12 protein-coding genes are annotated in these 14,125 nt (G+C 66.6%); 6 read left to right on the top strand and 6 right to left on the bottom strand.

The genetic code is table 11. The features are described from left to right. Nucleotides 1-184: 184 nt before the first annotated feature. Nucleotides 185-1,282, top strand: a complete 1,098-nt coding sequence (locus GFY24_RS29085) for a 3-deoxy-7-phosphoheptulonate synthase (RefSeq protein ID WP_153808298.1) — start codon at nucleotides 185-187, stop codon at nucleotides 1,280-1,282. 43 nt (nucleotides 1,283-1,325) lie between these two features. Here the strand turns inward: GFY24_RS29085 and GFY24_RS29080 are convergent, their stop codons facing one another. After that, the gene (locus GFY24_RS29080) at nucleotides 1,326-1,907 is read right to left on the bottom strand and encodes a GNAT family N-acetyltransferase (protein WP_153808297.1); all 582 of its coding nucleotides are present in this window, start codon (nucleotides 1,905-1,907) and stop codon (nucleotides 1,326-1,328) included. 111 nt (nucleotides 1,908-2,018) lie between these two features. Between GFY24_RS29080 and sigJ the strand changes: the two genes are divergently transcribed. Further along, nucleotides 2,019-2,945, top strand: a complete 927-nt coding sequence (gene sigJ / locus GFY24_RS29075) for an RNA polymerase sigma factor SigJ (RefSeq protein ID WP_153808296.1) — start codon at nucleotides 2,019-2,021, stop codon at nucleotides 2,943-2,945. 65 nt (nucleotides 2,946-3,010) lie between these two features. On the opposite strand, the gene GFY24_RS29070 is transcribed toward sigJ, so the two are convergent. Beyond that, on the bottom strand, nucleotides 3,011-3,157 hold the full coding sequence (locus GFY24_RS29070) for a hypothetical protein (RefSeq protein ID WP_153808295.1): 147 nt from the start codon (nucleotides 3,155-3,157) through the stop codon (nucleotides 3,011-3,013). Between the two features lie 282 nt (nucleotides 3,158-3,439). Between GFY24_RS29070 and GFY24_RS29065 the strand changes: the two genes are divergently transcribed. Both GFY24_RS29065 and GFY24_RS29060 read left to right on the top strand, forming a co-directional pair. Then, nucleotides 3,440-4,621 (top strand): pyridoxal phosphate-dependent aminotransferase, encoded by a 1,182-nt coding sequence (locus GFY24_RS29065; RefSeq protein ID WP_153808294.1) that lies wholly within the window; start codon nucleotides 3,440-3,442, stop codon nucleotides 4,619-4,621. A 70-nt stretch (nucleotides 4,622-4,691) separates the two neighbouring features. After that, nucleotides 4,692-5,336 (top strand): LysE family translocator, encoded by a 645-nt coding sequence (locus GFY24_RS29060; protein WP_153808293.1) that lies wholly within the window; start codon nucleotides 4,692-4,694, stop codon nucleotides 5,334-5,336. Between the two features lie 31 nt (nucleotides 5,337-5,367). Here the strand turns inward: GFY24_RS29060 and GFY24_RS29055 are convergent, their stop codons facing one another. From GFY24_RS29055 to GFY24_RS29045, 3 genes are all read right to left on the bottom strand, one after another. Then, nucleotides 5,368-6,774 carry a M1 family metallopeptidase gene (locus tag GFY24_RS29055; RefSeq protein WP_153808292.1) on the bottom strand — a complete coding sequence of 469 codons (1,407 nt, stop codon included), beginning with the start codon at nucleotides 6,772-6,774 and terminating at the stop codon, nucleotides 5,368-5,370. 110 nt (nucleotides 6,775-6,884) lie between these two features. Then, complete coding sequence (locus tag GFY24_RS29050; RefSeq protein WP_309231470.1) at nucleotides 6,885-7,553, bottom strand: DUF3239 domain-containing protein; 669 nt, start codon at nucleotides 7,551-7,553, stop codon at nucleotides 6,885-6,887. 38 nt (nucleotides 7,554-7,591) lie between these two features. Continuing rightward, nucleotides 7,592-9,250, bottom strand: coding sequence for a DNA repair helicase XPB (locus GFY24_RS29045; protein WP_309231469.1), 1,659 nt, complete (start codon nucleotides 9,248-9,250; stop codon nucleotides 7,592-7,594). Nucleotides 9,251-9,458: 208 nt separating this feature from the next. Here GFY24_RS29045 and GFY24_RS29040 point away from each other — a divergent pair, with 208 nt between their 5' ends. Together GFY24_RS29040 and GFY24_RS29035 are read left to right on the top strand one after the other, a co-directional pair. Then, nucleotides 9,459-10,913, top strand: coding sequence for a cellulase family glycosylhydrolase (locus GFY24_RS29040; protein WP_153808290.1), 1,455 nt, complete (start codon nucleotides 9,459-9,461; stop codon nucleotides 10,911-10,913). A gap of 311 nt (nucleotides 10,914-11,224) precedes the next feature. After that, on the top strand, nucleotides 11,225-11,752 hold the full coding sequence (locus GFY24_RS29035; RefSeq protein ID WP_309231468.1) for a hypothetical protein: 528 nt from the start codon (nucleotides 11,225-11,227) through the stop codon (nucleotides 11,750-11,752). A 14-nt stretch (nucleotides 11,753-11,766) separates the two neighbouring features. Here the strand turns inward: GFY24_RS29035 and GFY24_RS29030 are convergent, their stop codons facing one another. Next, nucleotides 11,767-14,103: a helicase-associated domain-containing protein gene (locus tag GFY24_RS29030; RefSeq protein ID WP_375336119.1), complete on the bottom strand. Its 2,337-nt coding sequence runs from the start codon at nucleotides 14,101-14,103 to the stop codon at nucleotides 11,767-11,769. Nucleotides 14,104-14,125 lie beyond the last annotated feature (22 nt).

Genomic DNA, 14,125 nt, shown 5'->3' with positions numbered 1-14,125 from the left:
ATCTCTGATACTGTGCCGGGCATGCAGCGCAGGTATTTCTGGTTTAGCCAGCCGGCCCCGGGTGGGCCGAGCGGCGTGAACCTGCGCTGACCTCCTCCACCCCGAGCCGGATAACAGACCGGCTCTGTGGGGTTCCGAGAATTCGAATCTCCGTGGGTCGGCCTGAGAAAAGGAACCCACGATCATGACTCTCGCCGCCGATCTCGATCCCCGGCACGCCGATCTCGACGACCAGCGCACCCTCAGCGTGAGCCCGCTGCGCTCGCCCGCCGACGTGCGCGGAGCGCATCCCCTCGACGACACCCTGGCCGATATCGTGCGCGCCGGGCGCAAGGCCACCATCGATGTGCTCAATGGCGCGGACGACCGCCTCATGGTGATCGTCGGCCCGTGCTCGGTGCACGACACCCCCGCCGCCATGGAGTACGCGCACAAGCTCGCCGCCAAATCCGCGGAGCTCGGGGACCGGCTGCACGTGGTCATGCGCGTCTACTTCGAGAAGCCGCGCACCACGCTCGGGTGGAAGGGTCTGATCAACGATCCGCACCTGGACGGCAGCTTCGATATCAATACCGGGCTCGATGTGGGCCGGCAGCTGCTGGTGGACATCACCGCGCTCGGACTGCCCGTGGCCTGCGAGTTCCTCGATCCGATCACCCCGCAGTACATCGCGGACCTGGTGTCGTACGGTGCGATCGGCGCGCGTACCGCCGCCAGCCAGGTGCATCGCCAGCTGTCCTCGGCGCTGTCCATGCCGGTCGGTATCAAGAACGGCACCGATGGTGATGTGCAGGTCGCGGTCGACGGCGTGCGCGCCGCGGCCGCCAGCCATGTCTTCCCCGGCACCGATCTGGACGGGCGTTCGGCGCTGATCCGCACCGCGGGCAATCCGGACTGCCATGTCATCCTGCGCGGTGGCAGCAACGGCACCAACTTCGATGCCGACTCCTGCGCGGAAGCCCTTATCCGCCTGGAGAAGTCGTCGCTGGCGCAGCGCCTGGTGGTCGACGCCTCGCACGGCAACAGCAATAAGGACCACAACAAGCAGGTCGACGTGGTCACCGATATCGCGGGCCGGATCGCCGCCGGTGAGGACACCGTCGTCGGCCTGATGATGGAGAGCTTCCTCGTCGCGGGCCGCCAGGACCTCACCCTCGGCCACCCGGAAACCCTCACCTACGGCCAGTCCATCACCGACGCCTGCCTGGACTGGGAAGTCACCGCGACCCAGCTCGACATCCTCGCCGGCGCCGTAGCCACCCGCCGCACCGCCCGCGCCTGAAATGCCTTGTGGTAGAGGGGGTTTTGGCTCAGGTCTGGAACCCTCACACGCCGGCGGGCCAATCGGTGGCGGGGTCCGCGGGATCGGTGGGGAGGCGGGCGGCTATCCAGCTGTCCAGGCGGGTGCCGCGCTGGACGCAGCCGGAGCGGAGTAGGCCCTCGTAGTGGAAGCCCGCGCGGCGGGCGACGGCGGCGGAGGCGTGATTGCCGACTATGGCCCGCCATTCGATGCGGTCCAGGGTGAGCCAGTCGGGGGCGAAGGCGGCCGCGCAGACCAGGTTCACCGCCTGGGTCATGAGGCCGCGGCCGCGGACCGCGCTCGACAGCCAGAAGCCGATCTCGCTCGCGTTCCGGTCGCGGCGGGAATCGCTGGGGCCGAGGCCGATCATGCCCACGACCGGGGAGTCTTCGGCGAGGCGCAGGGCCCAGGTGGGGCTGCGGTCGGCCCAGCCCGGCGTCACCATGTCGTAGATGAACTTCTCGGCGTCGGCGCGAATGTAGGGGACCGGCATGGTCGTCCACCGGCCGACCGACGGCTGTTGGCAGCACGCGGTGATGTCGTCGATATCCAGAATGGTCGGCGGCGACAGCCAGACCGTGCCATTCGAGAGCGTCTGCGCGTCCATGCGGCCATGCTGTCACGGAACCGAGCACGGGCGCATCGGGTTTCGGGGGCGTTTGCCGGTTTCCCGGGTCCGGTGCGGGAATGGTCGGACCACGCTCGTAGGATCGGTTCGATGGTCGCCGCTCTGCTCACCGATTTGTTCGAAACCCATCGGCCGCACCTGCTCTCGGTGGCCTACCGGTTGACGGGCAGCGTCGTCGATGCCGAGGATGCGGTGCAGGAGAGCTGGTTACGGCTCGCGGTGGCCCGGCAATACGAGATCGAGGATCTGCGCGCCTGGCTCACCACCGTTGTCTCGCGTATCTGCCTGGATCGGCTGCGCAGTGCCTCCGCGCGCCGCGAGCAGTATGTGGGGCAGTGGCTTCCGGAGCCCATTGTCACCAGTCCGCTACCCTCCAGCACGCCCGATCCGCTGGCCGCGGTGGTCCGCAAACAGGATGCCCGCTTCGCCGCGCTGGTGGTCATGGACACCCTGACTCCGCCGCAACGCGTGGCTTTCGTTCTGCACGACGGGTTTTCGGTGCCGTTCGACGAGATCGCGGAGATACTGGGCATCTCCACCGAGGCCGCCCGGGCCCTGGCCGCCCGGGCCCGGAAAGCGTTGGCGCACACGCCGGAACCGGTCTCGGACACCGAACACAATGCGGCCGTACAGCAGCTGCTGGAGGCGCTGTATCGCGGTGATGTGAATGCCGTTGTGGCGGCGCTACATCCGGAGGTGCGCACCATCGGCGATGCGGGCGGCACCACCTCCACGGCCATCAATGTGGTCGCGGGCGCGGACAAGAACGCCCGGCTCTGGCTGGGGTTGCGGAACCGGCACGGCTTCGACGATCCGGCGACCTATCAGGCGGGTGCGTTCGAATTCGTGCTCGTCAACGGTCAATTGGGGATGCTGCTGCACGAGCGGGCCTCGGAGCAGGGCCGTCCCGGGACGCCGCCGCGTGTGTACGGGTTCACCGTGCGGGACGGAAAGGTTTGGGGCGTCTACGATCTCGCCAATCCGGCCAAGCTCAAAGGCTTGCGGCTACCGCACTGAGGCTCCCGCCATTGCGGGCCGATGGGCGGCACACCCCCGACCGACATGCCGCACATCGGATCTCGTCAGTTGGGCGAGGTGTACCCGGAGCCGGAGCCGCAATCCATCCCGCCCGACAGGCTCACCGAACCGGTGGGCATGCAATTGCCGATACCCGAACCGGTGCCGGAGCCGGAGCCGCCCGATCCCGAGGGCGGGAAGCTGGAGCCCATGTTCCAATCCCCGGTGGACCAGTTGCCAGCAATAAGCTGGTGTGCAATCTGATGCACAATATCGACGGCTTGCACCGGGTGTAGAAGAAGTTCCAAGTACGAGGGCATATTTCGCCCCTTTCGAGAAAACCGCTGATAGGCGGTTGTGAGATAAAACACGGGCAGGCTAACTGCCTTCGGGGCATTGCACAACGAGCCAGGTAGAAGACTCGATTGCAAAGTGAAACATAGCCTTTCGCTATCGAATCGCAACCATTACCGCCGGTGGACTATCCTCCGGACATGCCTCAGATTCCGACCGTCGCCAGGCTGCGTCCGTACGCTTCCACGATCTTTGCCGAGATGACCGAACTCGCCGTGAAACACGGTGCGGTCAACCTTGGGCAGGGCTTCCCGGACTCCGACGGTCCCGCGGGCATGCTCGAGGTCGCCCGGCAGGCCATTGCCGACGGCTTCAACCAATACCCGCCCGGCCGTGGCGTTCCCGCGCTGCGCCAGGCCATCGCGACCGACCGCGCCCGCCGCTACGGCACCCACTACGACCCGGACAGTCAGGTACTGGTGACGGTCGGGGCCACCGAAGCCATTGCCGCCACCATTCTGGGGCTGGTCGAACCCGGCGACGAAGTGGTGCTCATCGAGCCGTATTACGACTCCTACGCCGCCGCCGTCGCCCTGGCCGGGGCGCACCGCCGCACCGCGCGCCTGGTTCCCGACGGTGACGGATTCGCCCTCGATCTGGAGAGTCTGCGCGCCGCGATCACACCCAAAACCCGTATGCTGCTGGTGAATTCACCACACAATCCGACCGGTACCGTGCTCTCTCGCGCCGATCTCACCGCTATTGCCGAAATCGCCATCGAACATGATCTCTATGTCATGTCCGACGAGGCGTACGAGCACCTGGCCTTCGACGGTCACCGGCATATCAGTATCGCCACGCTGCCCGGCATGTTCGAGCGCACCATCGTAATCTCCAGTGCCGCCAAGACTTTCAGCGTCACCGGCTGGAAGATCGGCTGGGCCTGCGCCCCCGCGCCCCTCATCGACGCCGTGCTCGCCGCCAAACAGTTCCTCACCTTCGTCGGCGGTGGCCCCTTCCAGCCCGCCGTCGCGCACGCCCTCGAGCACGAACAGCAGTGGGTCGTGGCGCTGCGGGACACCCTCTCGGAGAAGCGCCTTCGTCTCTCTGCGGCCCTGTCCGAAGCGGGCTTCGCCGTAAAGCGCAGCGACGGAACCTATTTCGTCTGCGCCGACATTACCCCTCTTGGAGCCACCGACGCCTACGAGTTCTGCCGCGAACTCCCCGAACGCCTCGGCGTGGCCGCGGTCCCGGTCAGCGTCTTCGCCGACGACAAACCCGCCTGGAACCGCCTGGTCCGCTTCACCTTCTGCAAAAAAGAAGAAACCATCGCCGAGGGCGTCCGCCGCCTCCGCGCCGGCCGCACCGCCCCCACCGGCTAGCCCCGGCGGATATCCACCGAATACGAACTGGCCCGCGACAGGCGAGTCCAGTTGCCGCAGGATCAAGTTCATGATCCAGCTGACCGCGGTCCTCGGCGTCGCCTCGGTGGCGCTCGGCATGGTGCTCACGCCCGGCCCGAACATGATGTACCTGGTCTCCCGGACGGTCTCGCAGGGCCGCCGTGCCGGATTCATCTCGCTCACGGGCGTAGCCGCCGGATTCGCGGTCTACCTCGCGGCGGCCACCGCCGGCATCACCGCGGTATTCGCCATGGTCCCGGCCCTGTATCTGGCCTTGAAACTGGCCGGTGCCGCCTACCTGGTCTACCTGGCCTGGAAAACCCTTCGCCCCGGCGGCATTTCGGCCTTCGCGCCGGAGACGCTACCCGCCGATCCGACCCGCAAACTGTTCGCCATGGGTTTCGTCACCAATCTGCTGAACCCCAAGATCGCCATCATGTACATGGCATTGATCCCGCAATTCGTGGTCCCGGCGCGCGGCAGCCTCTGGCTGCAGAGTCTCGGCCTGGGCGCGGTGCAGATCGTCATCGCCATCACCGTCAACGGCCTCATCGTGCTGAGCGCGGGCGCCATCGCGAGCTTCCTCGGTGGTCGCCCGCTCTGGTTGCGTGCCCAGCGCTGGGTCACCGGCTCGGTATTGGGGGCCATGGCGGCGCTGGTGGTCACCGACCGCGCCCGCCCGGTTCCGGTCTAGCGGAACGGGTTTCGATACCGCTGCGGTCCGCTCAGGACCGCAGCGAGCCGGGGTAGAGGAATTCGTCGGCGGGTGGTTCGGCGTGATCCAGCCAGGCCGCGAAGAATCCGGTCAGATCCGTCGGGGTGCGGGACTGCATGAACTGTCGGAACTCCGGCATGGAGGCATTGCCGTAGCGGTGCCCGTCCACGAAATCGTGGACGGCGCCGAAGAAGGCGGCGTCACCCATGGTGCGGCGCAGGGCGTGCAGGAACAGCGGACCCCGGTAGTAGACCGACGTGAATTCGTTTCCTACGCCCGGATTTTGCAGGGTGATCTGCCAGAACTTGGCATCGTCACGGTATTTGGCGACGGCTTCCCGGTATTGCGCGTCGACATCCTTGCCCTCCATGCGCTCGGGCCAGAGGTAGTCGGCGGTATAGCTGGCGAAGCATTCGTTCAGGCAGATATCGGACCACTGCTTCACCGACATGGAGTCACCCCACCACTGGTGGGTGAGCTCGTGCACGACGGTGTCCAGATCGGTCCAGGGCGCGTAGATGGGCCGGGACTGGGTTTCCAGGGAGAACTGCAGGTCGGTGTCCACGTAGATGCCACCGGCTGTATCGAACGGGTAAGGGCCGTACAGTGTTTCGAGGAAGTCCAGGAATTCCGGCAGCCGGGTCTCGACCGCACGGGCCTTCTCGGCCTGGGGTGCGAAAGCACTGAGCAATGGCGTGCCATCGGCGCGCTGCTGGGCCAGGAACTCGAACTTGTCGATGGCGATGGTGGTCAGATACCCGACCACCGGCTGGCGCATCTCCCAATCCACCGTGCGATTCGCGCCGTGCAACTCATCGCGGATCTTCAAACCATTGGACATGACTTCCCATTCGGCGGGCACGGTGGCGTGCAGCGCGAAAGTCGCCTTGTCCAAAGGGGTGTCGTTGAGCGGATACCACGCCGAGGCCGAGTGTGGTTCGCCCGCAACGAAAGCCCCGCCGCTGGGGGAGAGGATCCAGCCTTCGCCGTCGGTGCCGGTGATCTCGCCCGCGTACTCCACCTGCACGGTGAACGGCAGCCCGGGCAGTAGCGGCAGCATGGGCGTCACCACCAGCTCGTGCTCCTGGGTGCGGGTGAACCAGGCCGGCAGATTATTGACGGACACCTTGGAGATCTGCGGACCGCTGTAGTCCAGGTCGAAGGTGTGCAGCGCCTGCGTGGCGACCGCGTCCACCCGGGTGGAGCCGGTAATGACGTGCGAGGCCGGGTCGTAGCCGAGGGTGACGTCGTAGTTCTCGGCGTCGTACCCGCCATTACCGTCCAGCGGGTAGTACGGATCGCCGAGTCCCGGCGCGCCCGCGAACGGATCGCCCGGATCCGCCTGTGCGGGAACCGTATTCGTGACCGCCAGCAGCGCCGCGCCGACCACCGTGTACCGCCACCAGCTATGCCTCATACGTCGAGCCGCCCCTTTCCGGCGTCCACCCCCGACCCGCGACTCTAGTCGCCGCCGCGATCGATGACCGGTGCCCGACACGGCAACACTCGCGCCGGGTGGAACCTCCACTATCCGCGTAGCTCCTCGGGTAGTTGCTGCGGGTCCAGCAGCAGCCTCTTGGCATCCACATGCCGCACCTTGTCCGCCAGATCCAGATTGTCGGTGAGCAGCTGCCACTCGACATCGCGGATGGTGGTGCGGGCGCGCTCGATAATGTTCAGATCCCGGGTGCCCCAGGCGATCGGCATGGCGCTCACCGACTGCCACAGATCGCCCACCGACCCGGGTGCGCGATCGATGCGCACCGTCACCGACGGCACCTGTTCACCGATCCGATTGCGATGCCCCGGCAGGCTGCGCACCGTGCGCGTCACCAGGGCGTAGCGCGGCCCGTCGGTATTGGGCTTGGCCAGATCCACCAGCGCCAGCAGCACCGCCTTGGAACCATCGGTCTCCGACACCACCGCGGGCACGAGTTCGCCTGCGGCATAGAGCCTGTCGACCCGCCCCCGATGCGGCGTCCACAACCCGATGAACAGTGAGGTGGCCGCTCCGAGCAGGAAGGCCACCGCGAGCAGCCAGGACCACGGGTGATTCACCCACACCAGAAACGCGGTGCCCAAGCCGAGCGCAATGGCCGCGCCCACCCCGAGTACCCGCAACCGCCGCAGATCGGCGACGACTTCGTTGACCGCCCGGGCATGCTCACGGTCCACCGCGAATTCGAAGCGTCGCACGTGCGTTCCCTCCCGCCTACTGGAGGCTTCTCCTCCAGTTATCCTAACGTCGGCCCCAGCAGGTCGTCCGCATCGGTGATGCGATAGGCATACCCCTGCTCCGCAAGGAAACGCTGCCGGTGCGCGGCGTATTCGGCGTCCAGCGTGTCACGTGCGACAACCGAATAGAAGTGAGCCTGGCCGCCATCTTGTTTGGGCCGCAACAGTCGCCCGAGCCGCTGCGCCTCCTCCTGCCGGGAGCCGAAGGTGCCCGAAACCTGAACGGCCACAGAGGCTTCCGGTAGATCGATGGAGAAATTGGCGACCTTGCTGACCACCAGTACCGGAATCTCCCCGCGCCGGAAGGCGTCGAACAGCTCCTCCCGCTCCTTGGTACGGGTGGAACCCTGGATGATGGGGGCGTTCAGATGCTCGCCCAGCTCCTCCAGCTGATCCAGGTACGCGCCGATGACCAGGCTCGGCGCACCCTGGTGCTGCGCCAGAATCGACTCCACCACAGGCAGTTTGGTGCGCGCGGTGGAGCACAGCTTGTACCGCTCCTCCGGTTCGGCTGTGGCGTATGCCATACGCTCGGCATCGGTGAGCGTCACCCGTACCTCGACACAGTCGGCCGGGGCGATCCAGCCCTGCGCTTCGATGTCCTTCCATGGCGCGTCGTAGCGCTTGGGGCCGATGAGCGAGAACACATCACCCTCGCGCCCGTCCTCGCGCACCAGGGTCGCGGTCAGGCCGAGGCGGCGGCGGGACTGTAGATCCGCGGTCATGCGGAAGACCGGTGCGGGCAGCAGATGCACCTCGTCGTAGATGACCAGACCCCAGTCGCGGCTGTCGAACAGTTCGAGATGCCGGTACTCGCCCTTGGTTTTCCGGGTGATCACCTGATAGGTGGCGATGGTGACCGGCCGAATCTCCTTGCGCTCACCCGAGTATTCGCCGATCTCCTCCTCGGTGAGCGAGGTGCGGGCCAGCAGTTCGCGCCGCCACTGCCGCCCGGCCACCGTATTGGTGACCAGAATCAGGGTGGTGGCCTTGGCTTTCGCCATGGCCGCGGCGCCCACCATGGTCTTGCCCGCGCCACACGGCAGTACCACCACGCCCGAGCCGCCCGCCCAGAACGAATCGGCCGCCATCTGCTGATAGTCGCGCAGCTCCCAGTGCCCGCCCTCGTAATCGAGGTCGATGGCGTGCGCCTCGCCGTCCACATAACCCGCCAGGTCCTCGGCGGGCCAGCCGATCTTCAACAGCATCTGCTTGATGCGACCGCGCTCGGACGGATGCACCACCACGGTGTCCACATCCACCCGGGTGCCGAGCATGGGGGCGATCTTCTTGTGCCGGAGCACCTCTTCCAGGACCGCGCGATCCAGGCTCACCAGGGTGAGTCCGTGCGCCGGATTCTTCACCAGCTGTAGGCGGCCGTATCGGGCCATGGTGTCGACAATGTCCACCAGCAGTGGCTGCGGGACGGCGTACCGGGAGAACTTCACCAGTGCGTCGACCACCTGCTCGGCATCGTGACCGGCGGCGCGGGCATTCCACAGGGCCAGGGGGGTGACGCGGTAGGTGTGCACGTGTTCGGGGGCGCGCTCCAGCTCCGCGAAGGGGGCGATGGCCTGCCGGGCGGCGTCCGCGGCCTCGTGGTCGACCTCGAGCAGCAGTGTCTTGTCACTTTGAACGATGAGCGGTCCGTCGGTCACGGCACCTCCTGGCTTCTCGGACCCGATCGGGCCGCTATCCATTGTTCCTGATGGCACCGACAGCGGTTCCCGACGGCTACTACCTGCGCGGCTGCGGGTAATTCCGCGAAAACGGTCAAGCCCCGAGTTTCGGTGGCTACGATCACCTCCAACTTGGGCGGTTGTCCAGTTAGTTCGTATTACTCCGAAAGCTGAATAAGGGGTGCCGATGCGCAGGGGACAACGAGGCAGACGGTGGCTGGTGAGTCTGGTGGCGGGTGCGCTCGGGGGCGCGCTGCTGGTCGCACCGCCGAGCGCGCAGGCCGTGCCCGGGATCGCGGCCATCCATACCGACGGCAGCCGGTTCGTCGACGAGTTCGGACGCGTCGTACTGCTGCACGGTGTGAACAATGTGGATAAAGACGCGCCGTACATCCAATTGGGGGACGGGTTCACCCTCACCGCCGAGGATGCCGCGCTGCTCGCCGGGCACGGGTTCAATACCGTGCGGCTCGGGGTGTCCTTCGACGGTTTGATGCCGACGAAGGGCGTGGTCGACACCGCCTATCTGGATCGCGTCGCCACGGTGGTGGATACCTTGGCGCAGAACGGGATTCACACTCTGCTGGACAATCACCAGGACGGACTCTCGAAGGTCTGGGGCGGCAACGGTTTTCCCGAATGGGCACTGAAATCCCGGCCGAGCGCACTCGAACCGAACCTCGGCTTCCCGCTCTACTACCTCATGCCCAGCATGAACCAGGGCTGGGATGAGGTGTGGGACAACAGCAATGGCGTCCTCGACTATCTGGGTGCGGCACTCGGCGCACTCGCGGGACGGCTGGACGGGCATGCGGGCGTCCTCGGCTTCGAGCTCATGAACGAGCCGTGGCCGGGCAGCGCCTTCCTGTCCTGCTATCCCAACGGCTGCCTTGGCTTCGACGTGAAATATCAAGCGGCCATGCGGAAATTGACCGATGCGGTGCGGGCGCGCAATGCGAACTCCATGGTCTTCTGGGAACCCAATGTGACCTGGAACGAGACCATGCCGTCGAACCTCGGCAGGAATCCGCCCATTACCGCGCCGAATATCGCCTTCGCGCCGCACGATTACTGCATTCCGAGTCAGCTCGCCATCTACCTGGGCCTGCCCGCCTTCCTGCGCGCGCTCTGCCCGGTGCAGCAGGACAAGACGTGGGGCAATATCGACTCCTTCACCCAGCGCACGCAGCTGCCGAGCCTGGTCACCGAATTCGGTGACGGTGACCCGACGGTGCTGCGCAACACCGTGATTCGCGCCGACGAGCGCTTTGTCAGCTGGCAGTACTGGCATTACGCCTCCGGATTCGGTGCGGGCGGTATCCGTCCGGACCCGTTCCTCGGAGATATCGGCCGGCAGTTGGTGCGGACCTATCCGCAGGCCACGGCGGGCACACCCGGTCGCATGATCTTCGACTCCGCCACAGGCGATTTCGCCTACCGGTATACACCGCACGCGGCGGCGAAACCGACCGAGATCTATGTCTCGGATCTGCACTATCCGAACGGATATGAGGTGCGGGTGGAGGGTGGCACGGTGACCTCGGCCGCGGGTGCGCGGGTGGTGACCGTTGAGGCCGGGTCCGCGCTGCCGGTGACCGTCCATATCAATCGGCCGGGGTCGAAGGGCGCTGGGCTCGGGTGATACCGGATCCGCATGTCGACGCCGGGATTTATTGGTTCGTCTGTGTAACGATCCATGCGACACCGGCGACACTGGTGCGTGGCGCCACTTCTGGACATGCGCCCGAATCGAGAGGGAACAGATGAACTACCTGAGCCTGCAGATGCTCAACGCGCTCCTGCCCACCATCCTCAATCTGTCGATGATGGGCATGCGCGGCATGCAAATGCTCTGAAAAACCCCGGTTCGGTGATGCGTCCGCCGATTGCGCAAAGGTATCCTCACCGCGTTCACGGCAGCCGTGAATTGTACGGTGAGAAAGGTTTTCGCAAGTGAAGTTCACAGGAACGAGGCCGCTACTGCGCCTCGTGCTGGCCCTCGTGGCCATGGCGGTGGCCGCGCTGGCAGTGACCGGTTGTTCGATGGTCAAGGACGCCAGCAAGTCCGATACCGCCAAATCCAAGGTCGGCGACTGCATCAATGTGATCGAGGGGTCGATGGTCGACTCCAAGACCGAGCCGATCGACTGCTCCTCGGAGAAGGCGGTCTACAAGGTCGCCCAGATCTTCGACAAGAAGACCGATTGCAAGGAAGAGCAGACCTCCTACGAGGAGACGCTCAATGGCGGAACCACCGCGTTCCTGTGCCTGACGCCCAACTTCAAGGAGGGCGCCTGCTACAACGAAAGCCAGACCACCGGATACAAGAATGTCGCCTGCGCCGCGCCCGAAGCCTCTTTCAAGGTGACCAAGCGTATCGACGGACAGGCCGACGAATTCCTGTGTGATGCCAATACCGCCATCGGTTTCCGCACCGTCGACGATCCGAAAACCACGTTCTGCCTGGGTAGTCCCAAGTAAGAAGGTGTTCTCGCCTATTCGATCAAAGCGACCGACGCGATCCGGTGCAGTGTGAAGTGCCGGATCGCGCCGGTTACCGGGTCGAGTGCATCCAGTTGTCCGCCACCGACTTTCAGTGGTTCGACGACGCGCTGGGTGGCTATGCCCGAGGCGTCCACATAGCCGATGTGCACGGGTCGCCTTGTGCGGGCGGCCAATTGGAGCAGATTCAAGGTGGCGGCGGTGGTCGTTCGCGAGCCGTCCGAGCGGACGGTCCGACCCGAACGGGATTGTGCCGCACGCTCACCCGCGCGTAGCTCCGAGACCAGTGCCCGAAGTTGTTCGGGGCTGGGCGGATTCGGCCGCCAGTTCGGTTTCTGCCCGGAGCGAGCCGGAATTCGCGCCCCGCGCGGGCGCAGGTCCACGATCGTGCCGGAGGAATCCTCACCCGCCGGGCTGAAGCCCGCGGCGCGCAGATGTTCGAGCACCTCACCCAGCGATGCCTGTGAGATCGCGACCGTCGGAGCCACCGCCCGCAGTGCGAGCTGTCCGGCGACCGGCGCGGCCAGCACCTCCGCGAGCAGCGCGGGATCCTCACTGCGAATGAAGGATCGGGCCATACCCACGCGCAGCCGGCCATGGCGGCGGGCCACATCGTCGATGAGATAGGTGAGCGCCTGCGGGACCGGGGTGCGCGAGTGCGCGGTGAACAGATTGTGCAGTTCGGTGGCGGTGGCGCCCGCATCGAGCGCGCGCCGCACCGAGGTCTCGCTGAGCCGGTAAACCGTTGCCGCACCGGCGGATTCGACCTCGGCGACCAGCGAGATCCGATCCTGGAGTTCGGGGACGAGCGGCCCGGGCGCGATAACCGTCAGATCCGCCTGCACCAGTACGTGATCCACCGGTGCGGGCAGTGACGCCGCCATCTCCGATTCCGCGTCCTCCGGGCGGCCGTGCAGCAGTGCCCGGCCCGCCGAGGTGACCGCGCCACGCGCCACCAGGCCCAGCGTCTCCGCCTCGGACAGCGTGCGTTGCACCGATTCCAGCCGATAGTGCCGGCGCCAGCGCGGCTGCCGCCAGGCCAGTGCGCGCCCCAGATCGGCGGCGGAAACCGCATTGCCGGAGGGGAATTCGGCCAGCAGGCGCAAGATAGCGTGCCGGTCCCGGACGGCGTGCACATTGCGCAGTTCCGCCGAGAGGGCCGCCAGCGGTTTGTCATTGGCGTCCCGCAGCCCGATCATCCATGGGAACCGGTCCAGGTCCAGCCAGGCCTGTGCGAGCACGACCCAGCGGCGCGGTGGCACCACGGCCAGCCAGGCGTCCGCGGTGGTGGTGGGTGCCCAGAAGTCCTCGGTGCCGTCATCGGGCAGGGGTTCGGGCGAACCCTTGTCGAGCAGCCGGGCCGCGGCCAGCACCTCGGCGATGAGCCCGATCCGGGCCTCGTCGATCCCGGTCTGCTTGACCACCCGCCGGATCTCCCGCACGCCCAGCCCGCCGGAGCGCAGTGCGGGCGCGGGGGTCTGCCCGAGCACATCCAGCAGGGATGCGCTGTGCCGCAATAGTTCTCCCACCTCACCGGCGGCCGCGGCATTCACATCGGAGCTGGTCTGCTTGCGCAGTTCGGGCTGCGGGGGAGTCAGCGCGTGCGGATCGGTGACCGGCTCATCGCGCAGTATCTGACCGACCGAGAGCGGTAGTTCCACCGTCTCCTCGTCGATCCGGTGCAGAAGTCGGCACGCCAGCAGCCGCTGTACCGGACGATCCTCGGGCGTGCCGGGAGCGGCGTCCCGGGTGCGCCCGCGCGGACCGGTCGCCGCCAGCTTGTCCAGCAGGCCGCGCTCGGGCGGAGTCAATTCCGCCAGTGCGGCTTCGATCTCGGGTTCGGTCAGCGCGTCCGGTAGCTCGGTGGTGCTGCCGAGCGGCCAGGGCAGGGCCTCCTGCGCCGCGGTCGTCAACCGCAGCGCCTTGTCCGACCCCCACACCAGTGCCCGGGTGCGCAGCTTCGCCACGGAGCCGTCCAGCATGGCCTTGGAGGCGCGATCCCCCAGTAGCTGAGTCAGTTTGGTGCGCGGCGCGGGCTGCGGGTCTCGCAGATCGGCGGCGCCTTGCACCACAAGGGTTTCGATAACGGCGAAGTCGAGCGTGTCCAGCTCGTCGGTGGCCCGCAGCACCGAGGCGCGCTGTTCGGTCCGCGCCGCCAGCACGGCCATGGAGGCGGGTAACGGCACCGCCAGATCCGGCCGTAATTGCAGCAACTCCACGAGCGCGTCATCGCCGAGCGCGGAGAGCCATTCGGTCAGTGTGGTCGGCTCGGGAAGCTTTGTGCCCGCGGCTTTCCGGGGCTTGGCCGTTTTGGTCGCCGCCGCCGTCACGGGCTCGGCAGCGCCGTTTCCG

The organism is Nocardia sp. SYP-A9097 (assembly GCF_009649815.1).
Lineage (GTDB): Bacteria > Actinomycetota > Actinomycetes > Mycobacteriales > Mycobacteriaceae > Nocardia.
Note: the sequence above shows the minus strand (reverse complement) of the source record. Positions and strands in the feature narration are given on the sequence as shown.

Bases quoted from the DNA above. Each gene is read 5' to 3' on its own strand.
- GFY24_RS29085 (WP_153808298.1), top strand. From the start codon at position 185: ATGACTCTCGCCGCCGATCTCGATCCCCGGCACGCCGATCTCGACGAC.
- GFY24_RS29080 (WP_153808297.1), bottom strand. From the start codon at position 1,907: ATGGACGCGCAGACGCTCTCGAATGGCACGGTCTGGCTGTCGCCGCCG.
- sigJ (WP_153808296.1), top strand. From the start codon at position 2,019: ATGGTCGCCGCTCTGCTCACCGATTTGTTCGAAACCCATCGGCCGCAC.
- GFY24_RS29070 (WP_153808295.1), bottom strand. From the start codon at position 3,157: ATGGGCTCCAGCTTCCCGCCCTCGGGATCGGGCGGCTCCGGCTCCGGC.
- GFY24_RS29065 (WP_153808294.1), top strand. From the start codon at position 3,440: ATGCCTCAGATTCCGACCGTCGCCAGGCTGCGTCCGTACGCTTCCACG.
- GFY24_RS29060 (WP_153808293.1), top strand. From the start codon at position 4,692: ATGATCCAGCTGACCGCGGTCCTCGGCGTCGCCTCGGTGGCGCTCGGC.
- GFY24_RS29055 (WP_153808292.1), bottom strand. From the start codon at position 6,774: ATGAGGCATAGCTGGTGGCGGTACACGGTGGTCGGCGCGGCGCTGCTG.
- GFY24_RS29040 (WP_153808290.1), top strand. From the start codon at position 9,459: ATGCGCAGGGGACAACGAGGCAGACGGTGGCTGGTGAGTCTGGTGGCG.